Raw genomic sequence first — 23,117 nt, forward strand, 5'->3', positions numbered from 1 at the left:
ATAGTCGTGTGTTTATAAACGACAGGGCGTGTTTAGCGCCCTGTTGCCAGCCCATCGGTTTATATTCCGAATGTTACAAGACCATTCTCGTCGATGGCCCAGGCCGGGTTCCAGGCAATTTCCCAGGCGTGATCGTCGGGATCGGCGACATAGCCGCGAAAACCGCCATGGCTCGGAGCGTCAGCGGCGCGAACCAGTTTACCGCCAGCCTCGATCAGCCGGTCCATCATGGGCGTGACATCCGATTTCAGTTTCACGTTATGTGCAAGGGAAAATGCGCCGGGCTGCAGAAGGCCTCTGCGGTTCATGTCGATTTCGAGCGAAGCTTTCATGAAGGTTCCGAGTACGAAACCGTTCATCTGATAGAAGATGATTTCTTCATTCTCGAAAACCGGCACCCAGCCGAAGCCCTCGGCGTAAAAACGACGTGAGCGCTCAAGATCGGCGATACCAAGCGTAATGACGGAGATTTGCTGTTTCATAACCAAGACCTTTTGTTCTCAAATGCGCCATTGCATCAGAGTGAAAGGTCAAGGGACTCGACGCATCTGCCGAAATGAAAGCAATCGCGAAGGCCAGGACCCGCTTTGCAACGGGGATCGGGCTAACCGCACCGACCTCTCCTTTTTAGACCCGGAATGAATAGCACATTCCGGGACATTTTCAAAAACAAACGGGGAGGTCTCGATGTCAGCGTACGGAGCCTACGAGGAGATTGTCCGGGCCCTCGATGGTGACCCAGCGACCGGTATCGTTCGCTGCCTGACGCTTCAGATAGGTATAGTCGGTCTCGTTCCAGCGCATGACTTCATCGGTCAGGTTGTCGAGCACGAAGTCGCCGCGATCCGTGCGAACCGTGAGGACCGCGTGCCCCTCGCCGTCCGGCTTGCGAACGACGGTGATCAGAAGATCGGTGATCGGAATGCCAGCCTTCTGCAATTCGCGCTGTTTCAGCAGAACGTAGTCTTCGCAGTCGCCAACGGTCGTCGGGTAAGCCCAGTATTCCTCGACGCCGTAGATTTCCATATCGGTCATCGGCTTGATGCGCTCATTGACCGAAAGATTGATTTCGATGATGCGCTGCCAGTTTGAATGGTTGAGTTGCAGTGCGCGGGTGTCACGGCTCGTGATACCGCATTCCTTTGCTTCGCGCTTACAGAATTCATAATGTCCGATCGGCTGCGAGGTCAGCTTGCCGGTCTGCATGAAGTCACCGGAGGCGGCTTGCGCACCAAAGCTTGCCATCAGCAGCGAAGCTGCGAAACCGGCGGCTGCCATAATCTTTGTGGTCGAGCGAACAACGCAAAACATACTCAACGCCCTTTGGCTCTCGCCAGTTACTCATTTATTAACGAAACGTTAATGTCTGAAATACTCTGGAGTCAATTCGGTTCGCCTCGGGACGGTCTGACTTCTTAATTAATGGTTAATGCGGGTGGTTCCGGAAAATACAATTTTTGATTGAGTTTTGCAGCTATGCGGAACCAATCGGGCGGTGAAAATCCCTCATAATTTTGCCACGGTCCGGGCGCTTGTCTTTTGCTTCGAATAAGCCAATTGTTGGTGTTCGACCGGGTCGTAACGATCCCTTTGCAAAGGCCAAAAGATGACAGGCGCAACCACGCGCAAGGCCACGGCAGACGACATAGATGCGCTCCTGCGCATCGAAGAGCGCTGTTTCGAGACAGACCGGATTTCCCGCCGTTCATTTCGCGCCCTTATTGCGCGACCGACCGCAGAAACCATTGTTGCAACGATGGGCGGCACAGTCATCGGCTATGCGATGATCCTGTTTCGTCATGGCACCGCGCTTGCTCGGCTTTATTCGATAGCCGTCGACCCGGAGGCCAAGGTCAAAGGCGTTGGCTCTCTCCTGTTGCAGGCGGCGGAAACGGCAGCCTACGACCACGATCGCCCGTTGCTGCGGCTGGAGGTACGCGAGGACAACGAACGCGCCATTGCGCTCTACAAGCGGCACGGTTACCGCCCCATCGGACGCTATCTCGACTATTATGCTGACCATTCGGATGCGCTGCGTTTTGAGAAGACGGTTCGCGGTGACATTTCGCCCGTCACAGCTTTTCCATATTACGAGCAAACGACCGATTTTACCTGCGGTGCAGCCTGCCTGATGATGGTGCTTGCCCGGCACAATCAAGAGACGCGGCTTGATCCCGTGTTGGAAGTCCGCCTTTGGCGCGATGCGACCACTATCTATATGATGTCGGGGCCGGGCGGATGTGAGCCGTTCGGGCTTGCAGTTGCTGCACATGAACGCGGTCTCAAAGCTTCGATCATCGTGTCCATCGAGGACATGCTTTTCCTGCAATCGGTGCGTTCGGAAGAAAAACGCAAGGTCATGCAACTGGCGCAGACCGATTTTCGCCAGCGCACGGAAGCTTATGCTATTCCGGTGGACTATCGTGGTTTCACCCTGCACGACATTCTGGCTGCCTTGCGCCGTGGGGCGGCAGTGATCGTGCTGGTCAGCGGTTATCATATGTTCGGCAAGAAAGTGCCGCACTGGGTCCTCGCCCATGGTGAAGACGGGCGGCATATTCTCATTCACGACCCCTGGGTGGAGGAAGAGCTCGGCGAAACCATTGCCGATGCTGCAAATGTCCCTGTTCCTTTTCACATTTTCGACCGCATCGCCCGGTTCGGCAGTGATGGACTCAGGGCAGCCGTTATTCTGGAAAAAAGGACGGACTGATGACGATCTGCGTCATTCTGGTAGGGCGCCTCTCGGATATCGATAACGGGGCCACGCCACACAAGGTCATGACCACGCGCGACTATCTCGCGCATCCCGCGCTCTTCAACGGACAGCTGCGCCCACGCATCATCAACCTGTCGCGCTCCTACGCTTATCAAAGCCGTGGCTATTACGCTTCGCTTCTGGCTGAAGCGCGAGGGCATCGCATCATCCCTTCCGTGGAAACGATGATCGATCTGTCGGAACGGCGGCTTTATGAAAACGCTATTCCGGAACTGGAAGACATGCTGAACAAGGCGCTCGGCAAGCATCCGGAAAAAGCACCGGAAACGATCCATGTGCATTTTGGCCTTGCCGATAATCCCGAGTTTGAACGGTTTGGACGGCTGCTGTTCGACTGGTTTCGTGCGCCGTCGCTGGAAGTCACGATCAAACCCGGTGAATGGGCACGCATCCAGAAGATCGGCTTTGCGAATATCACCAAGTTTACCAAAGTGCAGAAGGAACGCTTCGAGGACGCGCTTGATCGCTACACCCAGCGTGAGTGGCGCGCCGCACGCCCAAAGGTTCCGGCTCGCTATTCCTTCGCGGCTCTGTGCGATCCGAAGGAGGCCATGCCGCCGTCTACCGTCTCGACGCTGAAGCATTGGGCGAGAATTGCGGCCCGGCTTGGGGTGGAAGTCGAGCCAATCGGCAAGCGCGATCTGCCGCGGCTTGCCAATTTTGACGCATTATTCATCCGCGAGACGACATCAATCTCCAATCACACCTACCGTTTCGCCCGGCGGGCGCAGCAGGAAAACATGCCGGTGATTGATGATCCGATTTCCATGATCCGTTGCACTAACAAGGTCTATCTGCACGAACTGATGCAGGCGAACGACGTGGCGGTTCCGCCGACGGTGATGATTGCAGGTGAGGAGGACCTGGAGCGCGCTGCCGATGTGCTCAGCTTTCCGATGGTGATCAAGATACCGGATTCGTCATTTTCGCGCGGTGTGAAGAAGGTGAAGGATTTTGCCGAACTGAAAGCGCTTGCCACTTTATGGCTGGAGGATAGCGATCTCCTGCTGGCGCAAAAATACATGCCGACGAAGTTCGACTGGCGGGTCGGCGTTCTCGATGGCAAGCCGCTTTTCATCTGTCAGTACATGATGGCCAAGAACCATTGGCAGATCGTCAAGCACGATACGGGCGGCAAGCCCCTGGAAGGCGGGTTTCGTTCCTACGCGCTGGGCGATGCGCCGCCATCGGTTCTGGAAACCGGGCTGCGCGCGGCACGCTGCATTGGCGACGGACTTTATGGCGTCGATCTCAAGGAAACGGACGACGGCGTGGTGGTGATCGAGGTCAACGACAATCCCAATCTTGAACACGGGATCGAGGATGCCGCCGAAAAGGACGAGGTCTGGATCAAGTTGACCCGCTGGTTCACCGACCGGCTGGACCGGAAATAGGCATGTCGCCCAAAAGTGGGAACCGGTCTTGGGGTAAGGACATGCCGCAAACAATTCGATGGAGCATTTCCAACGATCGAACTTGGACCGGAAATGCTCCATATCCCGCAGTCGGGCGAAGCTTCGCCGAAATCAAAGCGGCGTAAAGCAGACCTTGGTGTGTCCTGCGCCGATGAAGCCGAGTCGGCCTGCGGCACCTTTCGACAGGTCCAGAACGCGTCCCTTGATGAACGGGCCGCGATCATTGATGCGCACGACGAGCGACTTGCCGTTTCTTTGATTGGTAACCTTGACCTTGCTGCCAAGGGGCAGGGTGCGGTGCGCTGCGGTCAGGCCGGATGGGTTCATACGTTCACCCGAAGCCGTACGGGAAGTGAGGGCGTACCAGGAGGCACCGCCGCATTGCTGTGCTGAAGCCTCGATTGCGGTGGCCGCGAGAAGACCGGTTGCCGCAACGGCAAGCATAGCCATACGGGTCTTGAAAGTCATGCCAGATCCACTAGTTGTTAACGGGGTGTCCCACAGTTGTCGCTGAGAAAGACAATTGCGAACTGGAATCTAAATGTGGCGCTGACGTGGTTCGAATGAGAACATTATGCGATAATTGAATCTATATCGCACCCGGAAAATCATCCTATACTGAACGTTGTTTACTTAAAAGCATAAACAAAACCAAGGAATATTAGGAAAGATTTGGCGATGTTGCTGTAAAGCTGTTTACGATTCGTTAGGAATCTGCGGCAAGCCTTTGCCATGCCTTGTTTTCGCGTACCGATTGCAAGAAAAGCTGCTTGCCCGATTCCAGATTGAACGAGCCCGGTTTGCAATTTTTATTTGTAGGGCAAGTTTTCAGTCTCAGCGGCAAAGTTGACGAAATAAGGCATTTCGGGGGCAAAATTGCAATTTATGACTGTGTTTTACAATTCCTTACCAGTCCCAAAAAGTTATCCACAGGGGCGGAAAGGCCGTGGGATGACGTTTCTTTGACCGTCGAGAGCCTGCACGAGGACGCTAGAATCCTGCTATAAACATCCAGATCAGATGATGGAAAACCATGCAGGACCACCCCGAAAAAGACAGAACCGAGGCCGTGTCGCCAGCAATTTCAGCGAGCAAACGGATACTCTATCTTTGCCTCGGCTTTCTCATGCTTGGGCTTGGCATTATTGGCGCTTTCCTGCCGGTCATGCCGACTACGATCTTCGTCATTTTTGCCGCGTGGTTCTTTGCACGATCATCCCCGAAGCTCGAAGCGCGTTTGCTTGCCGATCAGCGTTTCGGTCCACTCGTTATCAAATGGCGTGATCGCGGAGCCATTCCGCCGCGCGCGAAGCTTTATGCCTGTATCGGCATGACGGTTGGCTATGGCTTGTTCTGGTGGGGAGCGAAGCCTGGCTGGCTGCTGGCAACAGCAGTAACGATCTTCATGCTCGGGTCCGCAGCTTACGTGCTTTCGCGTCCAAGCGAATAACAGCTTCAATCACGCCAGCGATCACGGTAAGAGTGGCTGATTAGAGCATTTCCAGCAAAAGTGCGAAGCGGTTTTGCGTAGGATAATGCGTAAAAACAAAGAGATAGGTCGGTTCTACGATTCCGTTTTAACTGGAACCGCTCTAAAATGGGGAGCCGCCAATGTCCTTGCCTGCCGTCAATCCGTTGATCAATCTCCTTTCCGCGCCGCCCATCCCGGCTGTCCAGTCCTGGGCGCGGGACTATGACGGGTCGCATGGCGCGCTTATCGACCTGTCTCAGGCCGTTCCCGGTTACCCTCCGCATCCCGATATGCTGCGCTTTCTGGGTGAGGCGGCGGGATCGGTAGCTTCCGCCGGTTACGGTCCGATCGAGGGTGAAAAGGTTTTGCGCGGGGCTTATGCAGCGCATGTCGGTCAGCTTTATCGCGCGCAGATCGATGCCGCCAACATCCATATCACATCCGGTTGTAATCAGGCCTTTATCGCCGCCATCATGTGTGTGGCGCAAAGCGGCGATACGGTGCTGACCACCGATCCGTTCTATTTTAATCATCGTTCATCGCTGGACATGCTCGGCATCGCTTCTGGCTCAGTGCCTTGCCATGCCCGGAATAGTTTCATCCCTAGCGTGGAGGACGTGCGCGCTGCGCTTCGTCCGGGTATCACGGCGCTGGCACTTGTTTCCCCGAACAACCCAACCGGGGCGATTTATCCGGCGGGGCTGTTGTCGGAAATCTATGCTTTGTGCCGCGACAATGGGACATGGCTTATTCTCGACGAGACTTATCGTGATTTTCTGGCCGATGCCAATGAGCCCCCGCATCGGCTTTTTGACGAGGCGGACTGGCCGTCGCATCTGATCCAGCTTTACAGCTTTTCAAAATCGTTCTGCATACCGGGACACCGGCTTGGCGCAATTGTTGCGGGCCAGGCGATGGTCGAGAACGTCGCAAAAGTCATGGACAATCTGCAGATATGCGCAAGCCGTGCGCCGCAGATTGCTGTCGCACGCGCTATCGAACCTTTGAGCGGCTGGCGTGATGATAATCGCGGCGAGATTGCAAGGCGCGCCTCTGCATTGCGGTCAGTCATGGCCAATATCGAAGGCTGGCATGTGGAGGCGGTCGGAGCCTATTTCGCTTTCGTTCGTCATCCCTATCCGGATGTCTCGTCCGTCGAGGTTGCCGAGCGCCTTGCGAAGTCGCTCGGCATCATCACTTTGCCGGGCCGGTTCTTCGGTGAAGGACGGGAAGCCTTCCTGCGCTTTGCCTTCGCCAATGTCGATGTTTCCGGCATCAAGGCTCTCGGTGCGCGTTTGCCGCATTTTTAGAGCCTGAAATCTTTGCCGGTTCACAGATCGGCAAAACCCCACAAAATCAATGGCAAGCGGCTCTGATACAAACCTGTAACAATAGTGTCATATGAATGTAATATAGAGCGCGTAGAGGGCTAACGACGCCACATCGTCATATGTCTTTTACAACAGGAGCCGCAGCTCATGAACAAGATGATTTCTTCGACCGCAGCGCTTGCCATCGCTGCCGTTATGTCGGTTTCCGCCGCTCAGGCGCGCGATCAGATTCAGGTTGCCGGTTCCTCGACCGTTCTGCCTTATGCGAAGATCGTCGCCGAGACCTTCGGTGAAACCTTCCCGAACTTCAAGACGCCGGTTGTTGAATCGGGCGGCTCGGGCGCAGGCATCAAGGAATTCTGCAAGGGCGTCGGCGAAAACACCATCGACATCGCCAATGCATCGCGCGCCATGAAGGACTCGGAACTGAAGTCGTGCATCGACGCTGGCGTCAAGGACGTTCAGGAAGTGCGCTTCGGCTATGACGGCATCGTTTTCGCAACCGACGCAAAGGGTCCGGATTGGAAGCTGAAGCCGGAAGATGTCTACAAGGCTCTGGCCGCCAAGCTGGTCGTAGACGGCAAACTGGTCGACAATCCAAACACCAAGTGGAACCAGGTCAATCCGAACCTTCCGGATTGGGACATCGCCGCCTACATTCCGGGCGAAAAGCACGGTACCCGTGAAGTTTTCGAAGAAAAGGTTCTTGCTGACGGCTGCAAGCACTCCGGCGCTCTGGACGAAATCAAGAAGGCCGGTCTCGACGACAAGGCTGCCGCTTCGGCCTGTATCGCAGTTCGCAAGGACGGCAAGGCTGTCGACATCGACGGTGACTATGCTGAAACTCTCGCTCGTATCGACTCGAACAAGACCGGCGTTGGCGTTTTCGGCCTTTATTTCTACGAAAACAACGCTGATAAGCTGAAGGTCGCCACTGTCAACGACATCACCCCTTCGGCTGCAACCGTCGCCTCGGGCGAATATCCAGTGTCGCGCCCGCTGTTCTTCTACGTGAAGAAGGCTCACCTCGGCGTCATCCCGGGCCTGAAGGAATATGTTGAGTTCTTCCTGAACGACCAGATGATCGGTCCTGACGGCCCGCTCGCCGAATACGGCCTCGTTCCCGCTCCGGATGCAGAACGTGAAGCACAGCGTGCTGCCTTCTCCGAAGGCAAGACGATGGCTGCGAAGTAAGTTTTGATCTGTGGAACGCGGGGATGATGAATCTCCGCATTCTCTCCTTTCGCGCTTTTGCATTAAGACAGGCGCATCCGCGTGGAACGGCATGGGTGGAAGCTGTACCTCAAAACCGTCCGCATTCATCAGGGCAACCGGGGAAATTGAATGTCCTTCTTTCTGGTTCTCGTCAGTATCGTTGCAATCGGGCTGATCGGATTCTTCATAGGCCGCCAGCGTGCCGTTGCACTGGACAAGGCGCAGTCTGCTTCCGCAAAAGCCTCGCCGACCGAGAAAATGCATTCCCGCCCGCATTATCATGGCTGGTGGGTTTTCCTCGTTTCCGCATTGCCTGCGGTTCTGTTTCTCGCTGTATGGGCTGTCGGAACGTCGGTCTATCTCGATCACAGTGCCACCGCCCGTTTGCCGGACGCCATTGAGGGCGGTTCTTTCACCAATCGCAGCTTGCAGCTTGGCATGGTGCGCGGTCTGGCCAACGGGCTTGACCGGCTGACGCCTGCTGAACTGGAAAGCTTCCCGGCAAATTATCAGGATGCTCGCGCTGTTCTTGCATCCAAGGGTGTGGCGCTCGCGACCGAAGGCCAGGATTACATGGTGCCGATCGCGCTGTACCTGAAAAAGACTACCGCGCTGACGCACACCATCGGTTCCGCTGTTTCTCTGGTGATCGCCATTGCAGGCCTGATCTTCGGCCTTTCCACGATCAGCCGCCGTATGCGCGCGCGCAACAATGTTGAGCGTATCGTTCTCTGGGGGCTGATCGCCGCATCCGGTATCGCCATTCTGACGACTGTCGGCATCATCTGTTCGATGCTGTTCCAGACCATCAGCTTCTTCCAGTCCGTTTCGCCGTGGGATTTCTTCTTCGGCACTGTCTGGGACCCGCGCTTTGCCGCAGCCGGCTCGGGTGGTGAAACAGGCCAGTTCGGTCTCATCCCGCTTCTGGCAGGTACGCTCTATATCGCGCTTGTGGCCATGCTGTTCGCCGTTCCGGTGGGGCTGTTCTCGGCAATCTATATGGCGGAATATGCTTCGCCCCGAGTGCGCACGGTTGTAAAGCCGGTCCTCGAGCTTCTGGCCGGCATCCCCAGCATCGTCTACGGTTTTTTCGCCCTTGTGACTGTCGGACCATTCCTGCGCGATCTTTCGATTGCCATTGCAGGCGGGCAGGGTTTCATCATGGCGCAGAGCGTTCTGACCGCCGGTCTTGTCATGGGCGTGATGCTGATCCCCTTCGTGTCCTCGCTTTCGGACGACATCATCACTGCCGTGCCACGGACCTTGCGCGACGGTTCGCTCGGTCTCGGAGCAACCCGTTCTGAAACCATCAAGCGCGTGGTCCTTCCGGCTGCTTTGCCGGGTATTGTCGGCGCGCTTCTGATGACCGCATCCCGCGCGATCGGCGAAACCATGATCGTGGTTCTGGCCGCAGGTGTCGCGGCGCGCATCAATATCAATCCATTCGAGGCGATGACCACCATCACGGTGAAGATCGTCAACCAGCTCACCGGCGACCTTGAGTTCAACTCGCCGCAAACGCTGGTGGCCTTTGCACTCGGCATCACGCTTTTCGTCCTGACGCTGATCATGAACATCTTTGCGTTGCACATCGTGCGCAAGTACCGGGAGCAGTACGAATAATGACCGATACGACCTTCAACGCCCAGGGCGCCACGGTACAGCCGACACGTCGCGATATCGGACTGAAACGCCGCTACGCTGCCGAACGCCGCTTCCGCTATTACGGTATTGCTGCGATTGCCATCGGCGTGTTCTTCCTGTGCGCACTCCTCTTCTCGGTCTTCTCCAAGGGCTATACAGCCTTCTGGCAGACAACGCTTTATCTGCCGGTCAAGCTTGAAGAGAGCGTGATCGATCCGGGCAACAAGCGCGCGACCGATCCGAATGTGCTGATCACGGCCAACTATCCGTTGCTGGTGCGCAATGCGCTGGCTGAAAAGCTGGGTGTTGCCACGACAGACCGTCCGGCGATGCGCGATCTTGGCCGCTTCTATTCGGACGGCGTGCGTATTCAGTTGCGTAAGCTTGTGATGGACAATCCATCGCTCATCGGCACGACGCAGACCGTTCCGGTTCTGGCAGGCGCCGACATCGATTCCGCTTTCAAGGGGCAGATCGACCTTTCCGTGCCAGAGACGAACCGCAAGGTTTCGGACCGTCAGATTGGCTGGATGAAGACGCTTTCGGAAGAGGGCGTCATGAAGGAGGCCTTTAATACTGGTCTCTTCACCTTCGGCGCTTCCAGCCGCCCGGAAACATCCGGTCTTGGCGTTGCGCTGGTCGGCTCTCTCTACATGATGCTGATCGTTCTCGGCTTGTCGCTGCCTATCGGTGTCGCCGCTTCGATCTATCTGGAAGAGTTCGCCAAGAAGAACCGGTTCACGGACATGATTGAGGTGAACATCAATAATCTGGCGGCCGTGCCATCCATCGTGTTCGGTTTGCTCGGGCTTGCAGTCTTCATCAACTTCTTCGGCCTGCCACGTTCTGCGTCGCTGGTCGGTGGTCTGGTGCTGACACTGATGACGCTTCCCACCATCATCATTGCAACGCGCGCCGCCCTTCGCGCTGTGCCGCCTTCCATCCGCGCCGCGGCTCTTGGTCTCGGCGCGTCGAAAACGCAGATGGTGTTCCACCATGTCCTGCCGCTCGCCGCACCCGGCATCCTGACCGGCACGATCATCGGTCTTGCCCACGCGCTTGGTGAAACCGCACCGCTCCTGCTGATCGGCATGGTGGCTTTCGTCGCTGACGTACCGTCGACGCCGATGGACCCGTCGACTGCTCTTCCGGTGCAGATCTATATGTGGGCAAATGAAGCAGAACGCGCCTTTGTGGAACGCACGTCAGGCGCTATCATTGTCCTGCTTCTGTTCCTTGCCGTGATGAATATTGCAGCAATCATTCTGCGCCGCCGCTTCGAGCGCCGCTGGTAAAACGGGAGTCGAAAGCTATGAATCTGATGACTGAACGATCTCTCGAGAAAGCCGTAGGAGAAAAAATGAACGCCAACGCCAATTCCATAAAGATGCGCGGCGACAAGGTCTGCGTATTTTATGGCGAGAAGCAGGCGCTGTTCGACGTCGATCTGGATATCCAGGAAAAGATGGTCACGGCGCTGATCGGCCCTTCCGGTTGCGGCAAGTCCACTTTCCTGCGTTCGCTCAATCGCATGAACGACACGATAGAAGGCTGCAAGGTTGGCGGCAAGATCACGCTCGACAATGAGGACATCTACGATCCGAAGATCGATGTCGTCGAACTGCGCGCCCGCGTTGGCATGGTGTTTCAGAAACCGAACCCGTTTCCGAAGTCGATCTATGAAAATGTCGCCTACGGTCCGCGCATTCATGGTCTCGCCCGTACCAAGACAGATCTGGAGGAAATCGTCGTGACGAGCCTGCAGAAAGCAAGCTTGTTCGAGGAAGTGAAGGACCGTCTGCACGATGCGGGCACGGGCCTTTCCGGCGGCCAGCAGCAGCGCCTTTGCATCGCACGCGCGATTGCGGTGAGCCCGGAAGTCATCCTCATGGACGAACCGTGTTCAGCACTTGACCCGATTGCAACCGCGAAGGTTGAAGAGCTGATCGACGAACTGCGCCAGAACTATACGATCGTGATCGTCACGCACTCCATGCAGCAGGCCGCGCGCGTTTCGCAACGCACTGCCATGTTTCACCTCGGCAATCTGGTCGAAGTGGGTGACACGGAAACCATGTTCACCGCGCCTACCGAAAAGCGCACGCAGGACTACATCACCGGACGCTTTGGCTGATCCGGAACTGCGCTTCAACAGATAGACAGTGCGGCTTCCCCGCAATTTATATTACGAGGTCTACTATGCCGTCTCAGCATACCGTTCGCTCCTACGATGAGGAATTGAAGTTTCTCTCCCATAAGATCGCCGAAATGGGCGGACATGCGGAACGTATGGTCGAGCAGTCGGTCGCCGCTATCGTCAATGCGGACAATGCGCTCGCACAGCGCGTCATCTCGGACGATCTTATCCTCGATGCCAGCGAGCGCGAGATTGACGACAAGGCTGTGATGATTATCGCCAAGCGTCAGCCCATGGCTGTGGACCTGCGCGAGATCATCGGCTCGATCCGTATTTCAGCCGATCTGGAGCGCGTGGGCGATCTGGGCAAGAATATTGCCAAGCGCGTTGCCGCCGTTTCGGAATCGCGTCAGCCGGTAAAGCTTTATCGCGGGCTCGAAACACTGGCGGAACTGGCACTGACCCAGCTCAAGGACGTTCTCGACGCCTATGCGTCGCGCTCGGTACAGCAGATCAACGTCGTTCGCGACCGCGACGACGAGATCGACGCCATGTACACGTCGCTGTTCCGCGAACTCTTGACTTACATGATGGAAGACCCGCGCAATATCTCCGCCTGCACGCATCTTTTGTTCTGCGCGAAGAACATCGAGCGCATTGGCGATCATGCGACCAATATTGCGGAGACCGTCTATTACATTGTGACCGGCCTGCAAATGCCGGCCGAACGACCGAAGGAAGACCTGAGCCACGGTATTGTCGTGGATGAGGCACGTAAACCCTGAACTACAGCCAGCCGAACCTTGGTCCGGCGGGTGAGAATGAGTGAATAGCGCGGCGGCACGCGGTCGATTGGGGGGATTTTATCCACCGCCCGCCGAATTTGGATAGGGAAATACTGGATGTCACAGGCACCCAAAATCGCTGTGGTAGAAGACGAAGAGGCGCTGAGCGTTCTTCTTCGCTATAATCTTGAGGCAGAGGGCTACCAGGTCGATACAATGCTGCGCGGCGACGAGGCCGAAATCGCCTTGCGCGAGAACGTACCGGATCTGCTCATCCTGGACTGGATGTTGCCGGGCGTATCGGGCATCGAGCTCTGCCGCCGCTTGCGTCAATGGTCGGAAACGGAACGCCTGCCCATCATCATGCTGACGGCACGTGGCGAGGAGAGCGAACGTGTCCGCGGCCTCAGCGTCGGTGCGGACGATTATGTCGTGAAGCCATTTTCGACGCCGGAACTGCTGGCGCGCGTCAAAGCCATGCTGCGCCGGTCCAATCCGAGCATTCTTTCGCATGTGCTGAAAGTGGGCGATCTGGTTCTCGATCGCCAGCAGCATCGCGTTTATCGCAAGGAAAAGGAAGTTCGTCTTGGACCGACGGAATTCCGCCTGCTCGAATATTTCATGATGTCGCCTGGTCGTGTTTTCTCGCGCAGCCAGCTTCTGGATGGCGTTTGGGGACCGGACATTTATGTCGATGATCGCACGGTGGACGTCCATGTCGGGCGGTTACGCAAAGCGATCAATGTCGGTCGGGCCCTCGATCCCATTCGCACCGTTCGGGGTGCCGGTTATTCTTTCGGGTGACGGACGCCGTTATCTGAGACTTCAAGAACTGGACTTGTCCGACCCGCCGAGGTTTCCTTGGCGGGTCGTTTTTGTTTCCGGCCAAGCTTTGCACGATGCAGATCGCACTCACCCGATTCGCATTGCAACGACACGAAACAGGCGTCAGAAGCCTCATCTCACGCGATGTTACAAATATGTTGCGAAAGTTGACGAAGAGCAACGGAACCCGCCTCGAAACAGAAATTCCGCAGATCATTTGAAACACCACAAATGTGTATTCAAAAAATGTGCAAGCAAAAGCGAATTAAGGCAGGGATATGGCGTGTATTACGAGACTTTGAATCTCATTAAATCAATATCTTATCTGAATTCGCCACTCTTGTTAATAAATTGTTAATATATTTAAAGGGCTTGTAGGGATATTCGCACTCTCGATTCGGAATTGCTTTTGGACATTTTAGTCGCCTCCAGCATTGTTGGGATTTGACCCGTCGCCTTTTTTTGGCCTAAAAATTCCAAAACCTTGAATACGATTGAGCGACAGTAGGACGTGTGATTTTGATCTTCGTCCTCTTTGACTTGCACCGCAGTCAGACGTTCGCGCGCATCGTTCCAGATGTGTTCGCCTGAATGGATGACTGGATCAGTTAAGGGTCCTAACATGAGACTGAGCCATTGACGCGCGCCGCGAAGTGGAAATTACCCGTTCTTATCGGGCTGGTGGTTGCGCCTTTCGTGGTGACCGGTTGCACGACGACCGGAACCTCGGGAAAAGCCAATTCGGAAAAGACGGCGGCAAGCCACGTCAAGTCCGTCAATGGCGTAAAGACCTACACCTACACCACACGGGACAAGAATTGTCTTGAGCGTGCGATGTTCTTCGAATCCAACCGTTCAAGTTCCGATGGTCTTCTGGCTGTTGGCACTGTCGTTATGAACCGTCTTGCGTCAGGACGTTATCCGGATACGATTTGCGGTGTTGTTGGTCAGAAGAACCAGTTTGCACCCGGTGTTCTCACCCGCCAGATGAATTCCAAGGCGCTGCCCGACGTTCAGGCTGCAGCCGATGCAGTCTTGAAGGGCGAGCGTCATCCAAAACTCAAGAACGCCATGTTCTTCCACACGGCGGGTCTGAAATTCCCTTACAACAACATGCATTACGTGCTCGTAGCCGGTGGAAATTCCTTCTACGAGAAGCGCAATCGTGATGGCTCGCTGCAAAATCCGGTTCCGCAGGAGCCGTACAATCTGGCTATGGCCTATTCGCCGCAATCACCGTCTCTTCCGCAGGATCCGTCTTATGACGTTACACTGCCGCAGACCGGTCCGGTTCCGGGAACGGAGCCAACCGTTCAGGTGGCGCTCGCAGAAGCTGTAAAGGCTCAAAGCGTAGAGCAGAGTGTCGGTGCTGGTCCGCAGGCTCGTAGCGACCGCTTGGCACGTCACCGCGGAGCAGTATCTCAGCAGGAACCACATATGCAGGTGGCCTCCTACCAGCCGCAATTCGATACGACGGCTCCGCAACCGACATCGCTCGGCTATGCTCCGGCAAGCCAGAAGCAGGCTGATGCCATTGGCGCGCTTCTTCTGTCGCAGGATCGTCCCGAAGCGCCGCTGTAAGAAGCGCTTTTATAATCTGATAATCTGCAACGCCGGTCTGGTTCAATCCGACCGGCGTTTTGATTTCCTGGCTGGTTGTCGTCGCTTTCCGGCGAAAGTCTCAGCGGTAGATCGGGCGATAGATCACCATCGGGGTGTCGTAGAAATCGACCTGATTCTGCCAGGCACGCCTGTCAGCTCTGCGATCGAGGTCCAGTCGCATCAGGCAGTTGGCAAAAGCGTCGGTATTGGCCTTGAAGCCATAGCTGCGGCAGGTCTGTTCGTCGGCGGCACGGCGTTGTTCCGGCGTCATGGTCACACAGCCCGCCAGAAGACCGGTAACGCCCAGCAAAATAAGCATTTTCTTATTCATTACTGTCTGCTTTCTTCCGCACTGACCGCAGATTTACTATAACGCAAAGGCAGGAAAAAAGGTGGTGAAATTATGCCGTCTGATAAACTGTCGGTGATTCCACATCCAAAGAGGTCTTCCACCCATGGCTCATGAACAGCTGAACCCAGTCATCGATCCGATGAAACTCGAACGTCTTGCGGAAGTCGCCGTTCGCGTTGGTCTGCAATTGCGCGAGGGGCAGGATCTTGTCATTACCGCGCCGGTCGTGGCTTTGCCGCTGGTTCGCCTTATCGCCAAGCACGCCTACAAGGCGGGGGCCGGATTGGTAACGCCGTTCTTTGCGGATGACGAAATGGCGCTTGCCCGTTACGAGAACGCATCCGATGCGAGTTTCGATCGCGCGGCAAGCTGGCTTTATGAAGGGATGGCAAAAGCCTATTCGGATGGCGCTGCCCGTCTGGCCATCGCTGCCGACAATCCGATGCTTCTCTCCAACCAGGACCCGGCCAAGGTTTCACGCGCCAACCGGGCCAATTCGAAAGCCTATCAGCCGGCACTCGAAAAGATTGCTGGTTTCGACATCAACTGGAACATCGTTTCCTATCCCAATCCGGCCTGGGCAAAGCTCATGTTTCCAAATGAGCCGGCGGACACCGCCACTCGCAAGCTGGCCGATGCGATCTTCGCGGCTTCGCGCGTCGATGTCGACGATCCGGTCGGTGCCTGGGCGGCGCACAACGCGGCGCTTCGCACCCGCACCCGTTTCCTGAATGGCAAGGCGTATAGTGCCCTGCATTTCAAAGGCCCGAACACCGATCTGACGGTCGGGCTTGCCGACGGTCATGAATGGCACGGCGGCGCGTCTACGGCGAAGAATGGGATCACCTGCAATCCGAACATTCCAACGGAAGAAGTGTTCACTACACCGCATGCATTGCGTGTCGAAGGCTATGTGACGAGTACCAAGCCTCTGTCGCATCAGGGCACATTGATCGAGAATATTGCGGTTCGCTTTGAAGGCGGACGAATTGTCGAGGCGAAGGCAAGCCGCGGTGAAGAAGTGCTCAACAAGGTGCTGGATACAGATGAAGGTGCCCGTCATCTGGGTGAAGTGGCGCTGGTTCCGCATTCATCGCCGATATCGCAGAGTGGGCTTTTGTTCTACAACACCCTGTTTGACGAGAATGCCGCAAGCCACATCGCACTCGGCCAGTGCTATTCCAAGTGCTTTATCGACGGCGCAAATCTGACGCCGGAACAGATCAAGGCGCAGGGTGGCAATTCGAGCCTTATCCATATCGACTGGATGATCGGCTCCGGCCAGATCGACGTTGATGGCATCAACGCGGACGGAACCCGCGAGCCGGTGATGCGCAGTGGCGAATGGGCCAACTGATTGTCGCGAAATAGAAAAGGCCGGGAAATTCCCGGCCTTTTCATTGCATCTGCGAGGTCAGTTCTTTTCCTGAACATGGGCCTCAAGGAACCACAATGCCTTGTCGAGACTGCGGGACGCGGCGGTAAAAATATCCGCCGTATCGTCATCACCTGCATCATCTGCATCCTTGATCGACTTGCGCACAAGATTGGCGACGTCGCCATAACGCTCGATCAGTGCAAGCAGATGATCGTGAACGGCATAGATGTCGGTCGGATAAGGCTTGAGCTTGCTTTCCTTGGCCACGACCTGCGTGGTGCCATAGGCCGTCCCGCCGATCTGTACGGCGCGCTCGGCAATCGTGTCGACATGTTCGTCAAGATCGTCGCGGAAGCCATCAAGCATTTCATGAACGGCGATAAACTGCGGTCCCTTAAGGTTCCAGTGTGCCTGCTTGGTGATGAGGGCAAGATCGATTGTCGCGGCGAGGTTTTCATTCAGCAGCGCGATCATTGTCGTCTTCGTATTGGAAGGAAGATCGTTGCGGGTTGCATGCATCGACTTCTTGGACATTTTATCCTCATATCCTTTTGTTCGATCCGGCATGGAGCGGCTGGGAGATGTCGCTCATAATCACGGGCAGCTATTCCAAACGCAAACGAACCCGCCAGATCCTTATGAGGTTCGATTGCCGGGTGGGCCTTGTCGCCGTCAGGACAACATAAAAATATTCCCGCACCCGATGACGAAATGCATATCGCCGGTTTTTGTTCCAAGGGAATGCTTAAAAACGGACTTGATCCAGCCTTTGGACAAGACTTGGCTTGTCGCGACGCAAAATCTGATTTACCCGATTGCGCATGAAGATACTTGCGCTTGATACTGCCGCTTCGTGGTGTTCCGTTGCCGTCTACAATTCCGACGGCGATATCGTGCTTGCCGATGTTAGCGAAAACATCGGCAAGGGACATGCGGAAGTATTGATGGACTATGTCGAACGTGCTGTGAGAGAGGCGAAACTATCGCTCCGCGATATGGATCGGGTAGCGGTCAATATCGGGCCGGGGTCGTTTACCGGCGTCCGTATCGGTGTCTCGGCGGCACGCGGTTTTGCACTGGCGCTCGACGTTCCTGCCATCGGTATCACCGCCTTCGAAGCGCTGGCCGCAGAAACACAGTCTCTGTCGCCGCAAAAGCCAGTCCTGGTTCTTCTCGATGCGCATCGCGGCGAGATTTATGCGCAATCATTCGATGCGAAAGGCTTGCCGAGTGCGAAGCCACTGGTTCTGTCGCGAGAGGAAGCGGAGGCTCTTGCCGTTTCCCAGGCAGCAAGTACGGTTCTTGCAGGCTCCGCGGCCCCTGCGATCAATGAAGTGATCGGCAGTCGCTTCACACTTGGCCCGGTTGAGCCGACAGCGAAAATTGGCATCTATGCGCGTCTGGCGAATTCGCGCCAGCCTGGCGATGCGCCGAAGCCGCTTTACATGCGTGGGCCGGATGCGAAGCCGCAGGTCGGTTTTGCGCTGCCGCGCAAGGCCACCGGAGAATAGCCGATGATGGGCTTGCCGTTTGGGCGTTTCGGTCGCAGACAAATCTCGGTGGAGTCGCTTGGCGTACAGGACAGTCATGCGATCCAGCGTATTCATGCAGTTGCTTTCCATCACGGTTGGAGTTCCGACGATTTCAGGTCGCTGATTGCGCAGGATACAGTTTTCGGTTTTGTTGCCCGTGCGGAAGGCAAGCCGAACGATGCCTGTGGCTTTGTGCTGGCCCGTCTGGTGGCAGGTGAGGCGGAAATCCTGACCATTGCCGTCGCGCGTGATGTGCAGCGCCAGGGCGTCGGGCGCGCGCTGATGGATGCCGTGTTACGCCATCTCTATCAGGAGCGCGCTGAAACGCTTTTTCTGGAAGTGGATGAGGCCAATGTTGCCGCACAGGCACTTTATCGCCGTCTCGGTTTCCAGAAGGTTGGTGACCGTCCCGCTTACTATGAAACAGCGAATGGGCGTTCGGCCGCGTTGATATTGCGTCGCGACCTGAGCCGTGCTCCGGCGGGGCCACGATGATCGGAGCAATCCGCATCTTTCTCGTCGTCGCGGCGATGGTCGCATTGAGTCTGTCGCTTATTCCAGTTCAGTATCTGTTGCTTAAGCTGAAGAACAACTGGAAGGGCCGCCTGCCGACCTTTTTCCATCGTATTGCCGCACGTTTGTTCGGCTTTCGCATCAAGACCGTCGGCCAGATGCACGAGGGCCGGCCTCTGCTACTTGTCGCCAACCATACCTCGTGGAGCGATATCATCGTTCTGTCGACGGTCGGTCAAGTCTCCTTCATCGCCAAGTCGGAAGTCAGGAAGTGGCCTGTTTTCGGCATGTTTGCCGTTTTGCAGCGCACTGTTTTCGTTGAGCGTGAGCGCCGGGGCAAGACGGGTGAACAGACATCCGAAATCGCAAGGCGTCTGGCAACGGACGATGCTATGGTGCTGTTCGCTGAAGGCACGACCTCGGATGGTAATCGCGTTCTGCCGTTCAAGACGGCGCTTTTCGGTGCTGCGCACGCTGCGATCAAGGAAGCGAATGTACCCGAAGTCGTGGTTCAACCGGTTGCGATCGCCTATACAGGGGTTCATGGCATGGCCATGGGCCGGTATTTCCGCCCGATTGCCTCCTGGCCGGGCGACGTCGAGCTGATGCCGCACCTGAAAGGTATCTTGCGCGAAGGCGCCATCGACGTTGAAGTGCGTTTCGGCGAGCCGGTCGTCGTAACGTCCAAGACAGATCGCAAGGCGCTGGCGCGTACGATGGAAAACAGGGTGCGTGCGCTTTTGCAAAGCGCGTTGCTGGGGCGCGAGATTCCCGAAGAGTGACAACTGCTCGATCGGGCGTTTAGCCAAGTGTTCAGCCAGTTGTTCAGAATGTCACCTTTCAAATTGGTGACAAAAGCTGTAGATAGCCGCGCATGAGCGACAATATTACCGATCTCGAGCCCACGGCAGAGCGCCCCAATGTGCGTAAGGTTTTCGTAAAAACCTATGGCTGCCAGATGAACGTCTACGATAGCCAGCGCATGGCCGACAGCCTTGCAGCGGAAGGCTATGTTGCGACTGATACGCCGGACGATGCCGATCTGGTTCTGCTCAATACCTGCCACATTCGCGAAAAAGCGTCGGAAAAGCTCTATTCCGCGCTTGGCCGTCTGCGCAAGATGAAGGATGCGCGTGAAGCGAATGGCAAGGAACTGACCATCGGTGTTGCGGGCTGCGTGGCGCAGGCAGAGGGACAGGAAATCCTGCGCCGTGCGCCGAATGTCGATCTCGTCATCGGCCCGCAGACCTATCATCGCCTGCCCAATGCTCTTGCGCGCGTTCGTGGCGGCGAAAAGGTGGTTGAGACCGAATACGCTCTCGAAGACAAATTCGAACATCTGCCGTCGCCCAAGCGCGAGGAAACCCGCAAACGCGGTGTTTCTGCTTTCCTTACTGTGCAGGAAGGTTGCGACAAGTTCTGCACCTTCTGCGTGGTTCCCTATACGCGCGGCTCGGAAGTTTCGCGCAGCGTGAAGCAGATCGTGGCCGAGGCCGAGCGCCTTGCCGATAGCGGCGTGCGCGAACTGACCTTGCTCGGCCAGAACGTCAATGCCTGGCACGGCGCTGGTGACGATGGTCGCGAATGGGGCTTGGGCGAACTTCTGTTTCGCCTGGCGCGCATTCCGGGCATTGCCCGTCTTCGTTATACGACCAGCCATCCGCGCGACATGGACGACAGCCTGATTGCCGCCCACCGCGACCTGCGCCAGCTGATGCCTTATCTGCATCTGCCGGTACAATCCGGCTCGGACCGTATTCTCAAGGCGATGAACCGTCGTCACAAGGCCGATGAATATGTGCGTCTGATCGAGCGTATTCGCGAAGTGAGGCCGGATCTGGCGCTGTCGGGCGATTTTATCGTAGGCTTTCCCGGCGAAACCGATCAGGACTTCGAAGACACGATGCAGCTGGTGCGCACGGTCAATTACGCGCAGGCCTATTCGTTCAAATATTCGCCACGTCCCGGCACACCGGGTGCCGATCTACCCGATCACGTGGAAGAAGCGGTGAAGGATGAGCGTCTCCAGCGTCTCCAGGCGCTTCTGTCAGAACAGCAATATGCGTTTCAGGATTCCATGATCGGTCGCGAGATGGATGTGCTGCTCGAAAAGCCGGGCCGTATTGCTGGCCAGATGGTTGGCCGCTCGCCTTGGCTCCTGCCTGTCATCATCGATGACAACAATGACCAGGTCGGCGACATCATTCATGTGAAAATCACGTCCACAGGGACCAATAGCCTTATTGCGCAAAAACTGGCCTGAAGGCATGATGATGTCGAGGCAGAAAATTTCGGCACTTTGAGTCGCTTGCCGGTAATCCTGTCGAGACTGTGATTGCAATACGTGAACGGTTTGCGTTCACGCATAATCTGGTCTGAAAAGCCTGCAACTTTTCAGGATTGTGCTTTAAGGAGATACGGTTGAGCGCTACGGAAAAGCTGAAGTCTGCCAAGCCAACCAATCAAACGCAAAAAAGCCCGACGACCGGGGCCTCGGATATGGCCCACATCGTGCTCACCTTCGACAATAACCGTCTTGCCATCGCGCTTTACGGTCAGTTCGATGAAAATCTGGCCCGTATCGAACAGAAGCTTGGCGTGGATGTCCGCTCCAAGGGGAACCAGCTTTCGATCCGGGGTGAACCGACCGCGACCGAGCAGGCGCGGCGTGCACTGGATCATCTTTATGAAACCTTGCAGAAGGGTCATGAACTGACGACGTCGGATGTCGACGGCGCCTTGCGCATGGCAATCGCTGCCGATGACCAGTTGACGCTACCGACCATGGAAAACAAGGGCAAGCTTTCCGCAGCCCAGATTTCCACGCGCAAGAAGACCATCTTTGCCCGCACACCGACGCAGGATGCCTATATGCGCGCGCTCGACCGGTCGGAGCTGGTGTTCGGCGTCGGCCCCGCCGGAACCGGCAAGACCTATCTTGCCGTCGCCCATGCGGCGATGCTGCTGGAACGCGGTCTGGTGGAGCGCATCATTCTGTCGCGTCCGGCTGTCGAGGCGGGCGAACGACTGGGCTTCCTGCCAGGCGATATGAAGGAAAAGGTCGATCCTTATCTGCGCCCGCTTTACGATGCGCTTTACGACATGATGCCTGCCGAAAAGGTTGAGCGTGCGATTACGGCAGGTGTGATCGAAATCGCGCCGCTTGCCTTCATGCGTGGGCGTACCCTCGCGCATTCTGCGGTCATTCTCGATGAGGCGCAGAACACGACATCCATGCAGATGAAGATGTTCCTGACCCGTCTCGGCGAGGGATCACGCATGATGGTCAATGGCGACCCGAGCCAGATCGATCTTCCGCCGGGCCAGAAGTCAGGCCTCGTGGAAGCGCTTCGTGTGCTGGACGAGGTCGAGGGCGTTATCAAGGTGCGCTTTACGGAGAAAGACGTTGTACGTCATCCGCTGGTGGCGGCAATCGTCGGCGCTTACGACCGCGACGGCAAGCAGCACGCGCGTTCGGAATGATCTTGCAATTGCCTATTGGAATCACGATCTAAAAGATGCTGTCTGTCTTTTCGAGCTGCCCCCCGAAAATGGGAACCGCTCTTGGCAGACAGCTTTCTTGTAACTGAAAGGATGATGCGGCTAGCCAGCACGGAGAGCCGCCGCAGAACGTGCCAAATAACGCGATCCATATCGATATCATGGTTGAAGCTGGCAACTGGCCGGATGAGACCGCCCTTGAAGGGCTCGTCAGAAAGTCGGTCGAGGCCGCCTGGGCTAATCTTGGGCTGAAAAGCGCGACAAGCGAGCTCAGTGTCGTCTTCACCGACGATGCCTCGATCCAGACCCTGAATGCGGAATGGCGCGGCAAGGACAAGCCGACGAATGTGCTGTCATTTCCGGCTTTTCCGGTCAAGGCAGGGGCGCAGCCGGGGCCGATGCTGGGCGACATCATCATCGCGCGGGAGACTGTCGAGCGCGAGGCCCGTGAAGAGGACAAGCCGCTCGAAAACCATCTCGCTCACCTCGTCGTGCATGGTTTTTTGCACCTTTTGGGTTACGATCACGAAACCGATGCGGAAGCGGATGTGATGGAGGGGCGCGAGCGTGAAATCCTTCATGCTCTTGCCATCCCCGACCCTTATGCTGTATCCGAATAAGACCCTAACAACGATTG

Annotated in this window: 23 protein-coding genes; 18 read left to right on the forward strand and 5 right to left on the reverse strand. The window is 56.4% G+C overall.

Translation table 11 applies throughout. The features are described 5' to 3' along the window. Window positions 1-59: 59 nt before the first annotated feature. Both F9K91_RS05865 and F9K91_RS05870 read right to left on the reverse strand, forming a co-directional pair. Window positions 60-482, reverse strand: a complete 423-nt coding sequence (locus tag F9K91_RS05865; RefSeq protein ID WP_151555269.1) for a VOC family protein — start codon at window positions 480-482, stop codon at window positions 60-62. Between the two features lie 208 nt (window positions 483-690). Then, entirely contained in the window at window positions 691-1,311 is a 621-nt protein-coding gene (locus tag F9K91_RS05870; protein ID WP_061344654.1) for a transglutaminase-like cysteine peptidase, read from the reverse strand. A 295-nt stretch (window positions 1,312-1,606) separates the two neighbouring features. Here F9K91_RS05870 and F9K91_RS05875 point away from each other — a divergent pair, with 295 nt between their 5' ends. After that, the gene (locus F9K91_RS05875) at window positions 1,607-2,713 is read left to right on the forward strand and encodes a peptidase C39 family protein (protein ID WP_151650904.1); all 1,107 of its coding nucleotides are present in this window, start codon (window positions 1,607-1,609) and stop codon (window positions 2,711-2,713) included. Further along, window positions 2,713-4,173, forward strand: coding sequence for a RimK family protein (locus F9K91_RS05880; protein ID WP_151677416.1), 1,461 nt, complete (start codon window positions 2,713-2,715; stop codon window positions 4,171-4,173). The genes F9K91_RS05875 and F9K91_RS05880 overlap by 1 nt, the downstream gene beginning before the upstream one ends. Before the next feature lie 132 nt (window positions 4,174-4,305). On the opposite strand, the gene F9K91_RS05885 is transcribed toward F9K91_RS05880, so the two are convergent. Beyond that, window positions 4,306-4,662 (reverse strand): septal ring lytic transglycosylase RlpA family protein, encoded by a 357-nt coding sequence (locus tag F9K91_RS05885; protein ID WP_006468123.1) that lies wholly within the window; start codon window positions 4,660-4,662, stop codon window positions 4,306-4,308. 565 nt (window positions 4,663-5,227) lie between these two features. On the opposite strand from F9K91_RS05885, the gene F9K91_RS05895 reads away from it, so the two are divergent. The 9 genes from F9K91_RS05895 (at window position 5,228) to F9K91_RS05935 (ending at window position 15,183) form a co-directional block, all read left to right on the forward strand. Next, the gene (locus F9K91_RS05895) at window positions 5,228-5,644 is read left to right on the forward strand and encodes a YbaN family protein (protein WP_151555272.1); all 417 of its coding nucleotides are present in this window, start codon (window positions 5,228-5,230) and stop codon (window positions 5,642-5,644) included. A 167-nt stretch (window positions 5,645-5,811) separates the two neighbouring features. Next, entirely contained in the window at window positions 5,812-6,975 is a 1,164-nt protein-coding gene (locus F9K91_RS05900) for an aminotransferase (RefSeq protein ID WP_167522185.1), read from the forward strand. A 168-nt stretch (window positions 6,976-7,143) separates the two neighbouring features. Then, entirely contained in the window at window positions 7,144-8,190 is a 1,047-nt protein-coding gene (locus F9K91_RS05905; protein WP_151555274.1) for a PstS family phosphate ABC transporter substrate-binding protein, read from the forward strand. Between the two features lie 150 nt (window positions 8,191-8,340). Next, the gene (gene pstC, locus F9K91_RS05910) at window positions 8,341-9,834 is read left to right on the forward strand and encodes a phosphate ABC transporter permease subunit PstC (protein ID WP_151677418.1); all 1,494 of its coding nucleotides are present in this window, start codon (window positions 8,341-8,343) and stop codon (window positions 9,832-9,834) included. Then, on the forward strand, window positions 9,834-11,150 hold the full coding sequence (gene pstA / locus F9K91_RS05915; RefSeq protein WP_061344661.1) for a phosphate ABC transporter permease PstA: 1,317 nt from the start codon (window positions 9,834-9,836) through the stop codon (window positions 11,148-11,150). Before pstC ends, pstA begins: the two co-directional genes overlap by 1 nt. Window positions 11,151-11,215: 65 nt before the next feature. Beyond that, complete coding sequence (pstB, locus tag F9K91_RS05920; RefSeq protein ID WP_235813450.1) at window positions 11,216-11,989, forward strand: phosphate ABC transporter ATP-binding protein PstB; 774 nt, start codon at window positions 11,216-11,218, stop codon at window positions 11,987-11,989. Window positions 11,990-12,054: 65 nt separating this feature from the next. Then, window positions 12,055-12,777, forward strand: a complete 723-nt coding sequence (gene phoU, locus F9K91_RS05925; protein WP_010657755.1) for a phosphate signaling complex protein PhoU — start codon at window positions 12,055-12,057, stop codon at window positions 12,775-12,777. A 117-nt stretch (window positions 12,778-12,894) separates the two neighbouring features. Beyond that, on the forward strand, window positions 12,895-13,581 hold the full coding sequence (gene phoB, locus F9K91_RS05930; RefSeq protein WP_061344663.1) for a phosphate regulon transcriptional regulator PhoB: 687 nt from the start codon (window positions 12,895-12,897) through the stop codon (window positions 13,579-13,581). Window positions 13,582-14,238: 657 nt separating this feature from the next. Beyond that, window positions 14,239-15,183: a cell wall hydrolase gene (locus F9K91_RS05935; protein WP_151555276.1), complete on the forward strand. Its 945-nt coding sequence runs from the start codon at window positions 14,239-14,241 to the stop codon at window positions 15,181-15,183. A 100-nt stretch (window positions 15,184-15,283) separates the two neighbouring features. Here the strand turns inward: F9K91_RS05935 and F9K91_RS05940 are convergent, their stop codons facing one another. Next, a complete protein-coding gene (locus F9K91_RS05940) occupies window positions 15,284-15,535 on the reverse strand; it encodes a hypothetical protein (protein WP_151677419.1) in 252 nt (83 codons plus the stop codon). A 124-nt stretch (window positions 15,536-15,659) separates the two neighbouring features. Here F9K91_RS05940 and F9K91_RS05945 point away from each other — a divergent pair, with 124 nt between their 5' ends. Further along, window positions 15,660-16,913, forward strand: coding sequence for an aminopeptidase (locus F9K91_RS05945; protein WP_151555278.1), 1,254 nt, complete (start codon window positions 15,660-15,662; stop codon window positions 16,911-16,913). A 57-nt stretch (window positions 16,914-16,970) separates the two neighbouring features. Here F9K91_RS05945 and dps read toward each other — a convergent pair whose 3' ends face one another. Next, entirely contained in the window at window positions 16,971-17,468 is a 498-nt protein-coding gene (gene dps / locus F9K91_RS05950) for a DNA starvation/stationary phase protection protein Dps (RefSeq protein WP_061344667.1), read from the reverse strand. Between the two features lie 287 nt (window positions 17,469-17,755). Here dps and tsaB point away from each other — a divergent pair, with 287 nt between their 5' ends. From tsaB to ybeY, 6 genes are all read left to right on the forward strand, one after another. Continuing rightward, window positions 17,756-18,445, forward strand: a complete 690-nt coding sequence (gene tsaB / locus F9K91_RS05955; RefSeq protein ID WP_151677420.1) for a tRNA (adenosine(37)-N6)-threonylcarbamoyltransferase complex dimerization subunit type 1 TsaB — start codon at window positions 17,756-17,758, stop codon at window positions 18,443-18,445. 3 nt (window positions 18,446-18,448) lie between these two features. Beyond that, window positions 18,449-18,961: a ribosomal protein S18-alanine N-acetyltransferase gene (gene rimI, locus F9K91_RS05960; protein ID WP_151677421.1), complete on the forward strand. Its 513-nt coding sequence runs from the start codon at window positions 18,449-18,451 to the stop codon at window positions 18,959-18,961. Next, entirely contained in the window at window positions 18,958-19,761 is an 804-nt protein-coding gene (olsA, locus tag F9K91_RS05965; RefSeq protein WP_151555281.1) for a lyso-ornithine lipid O-acyltransferase, read from the forward strand. Before rimI ends, olsA begins: the two co-directional genes overlap by 4 nt. Before the next feature lie 92 nt (window positions 19,762-19,853). After that, entirely contained in the window at window positions 19,854-21,242 is a 1,389-nt protein-coding gene (gene miaB, locus F9K91_RS05970) for a tRNA (N6-isopentenyl adenosine(37)-C2)-methylthiotransferase MiaB (protein WP_151645678.1), read from the forward strand. Between the two features lie 158 nt (window positions 21,243-21,400). Beyond that, entirely contained in the window at window positions 21,401-22,462 is a 1,062-nt protein-coding gene (locus F9K91_RS05975; protein WP_192799222.1) for a PhoH family protein, read from the forward strand. Between the two features lie 149 nt (window positions 22,463-22,611). After that, window positions 22,612-23,100: an rRNA maturation RNase YbeY gene (ybeY, locus tag F9K91_RS05980; RefSeq protein ID WP_151555284.1), complete on the forward strand. Its 489-nt coding sequence runs from the start codon at window positions 22,612-22,614 to the stop codon at window positions 23,098-23,100. The last annotated feature ends 17 nt before the right edge of the window (window positions 23,101-23,117 follow it).

The organism is Brucella tritici, from assembly GCF_008932295.1.
GTDB classification, from domain to species: Bacteria; Pseudomonadota; Alphaproteobacteria; order Rhizobiales; family Rhizobiaceae; genus Brucella; species Brucella tritici.

Excerpts from the sequence above, each read along its gene's own strand:
- F9K91_RS05905 (WP_151555274.1), top strand. The coding sequence starts at position 7,144 with ATGAACAAGATGATTTCTTCGACCGCAGCGCTTGCCATCGCTGCCGTT.
- tsaB (WP_151677420.1), top strand. The coding sequence starts at position 17,756 with ATGAAGATACTTGCGCTTGATACTGCCGCTTCGTGGTGTTCCGTTGCC.
- F9K91_RS05945 (WP_151555278.1), top strand. The coding sequence starts at position 15,660 with ATGGCTCATGAACAGCTGAACCCAGTCATCGATCCGATGAAACTCGAA.
- F9K91_RS05940 (WP_151677419.1), bottom strand. The coding sequence starts at position 15,535 with ATGAATAAGAAAATGCTTATTTTGCTGGGCGTTACCGGTCTTCTGGCG.
- F9K91_RS05885 (WP_006468123.1), bottom strand. The coding sequence starts at position 4,662 with ATGACTTTCAAGACCCGTATGGCTATGCTTGCCGTTGCGGCAACCGGT.
- rimI (WP_151677421.1), top strand. The coding sequence starts at position 18,449 with ATGATGGGCTTGCCGTTTGGGCGTTTCGGTCGCAGACAAATCTCGGTG.
- F9K91_RS05880 (WP_151677416.1), top strand. The coding sequence starts at position 2,713 with ATGACGATCTGCGTCATTCTGGTAGGGCGCCTCTCGGATATCGATAAC.
- pstC (WP_151677418.1), top strand. The coding sequence starts at position 8,341 with ATGTCCTTCTTTCTGGTTCTCGTCAGTATCGTTGCAATCGGGCTGATC.
- F9K91_RS05875 (WP_151650904.1), top strand. The coding sequence starts at position 1,607 with ATGACAGGCGCAACCACGCGCAAGGCCACGGCAGACGACATAGATGCG.
- pstA (WP_061344661.1), top strand. The coding sequence starts at position 9,834 with ATGACCGATACGACCTTCAACGCCCAGGGCGCCACGGTACAGCCGACA.
- pstB (WP_235813450.1), top strand. The coding sequence starts at position 11,216 with ATGAACGCCAACGCCAATTCCATAAAGATGCGCGGCGACAAGGTCTGC.
- F9K91_RS05870 (WP_061344654.1), bottom strand. The coding sequence starts at position 1,311 with ATGTTTTGCGTTGTTCGCTCGACCACAAAGATTATGGCAGCCGCCGGT.
- miaB (WP_151645678.1), top strand. The coding sequence starts at position 19,854 with ATGAGCGACAATATTACCGATCTCGAGCCCACGGCAGAGCGCCCCAAT.
- phoB (WP_061344663.1), top strand. The coding sequence starts at position 12,895 with ATGTCACAGGCACCCAAAATCGCTGTGGTAGAAGACGAAGAGGCGCTG.
- olsA (WP_151555281.1), top strand. The coding sequence starts at position 18,958 with ATGATCGGAGCAATCCGCATCTTTCTCGTCGTCGCGGCGATGGTCGCA.
- F9K91_RS05865 (WP_151555269.1), bottom strand. The coding sequence starts at position 482 with ATGAAACAGCAAATCTCCGTCATTACGCTTGGTATCGCCGATCTTGAG.
- phoU (WP_010657755.1), top strand. The coding sequence starts at position 12,055 with ATGCCGTCTCAGCATACCGTTCGCTCCTACGATGAGGAATTGAAGTTT.
- F9K91_RS05895 (WP_151555272.1), top strand. The coding sequence starts at position 5,228 with ATGCAGGACCACCCCGAAAAAGACAGAACCGAGGCCGTGTCGCCAGCA.
- dps (WP_061344667.1), bottom strand. The coding sequence starts at position 17,468 with ATGTCCAAGAAGTCGATGCATGCAACCCGCAACGATCTTCCTTCCAAT.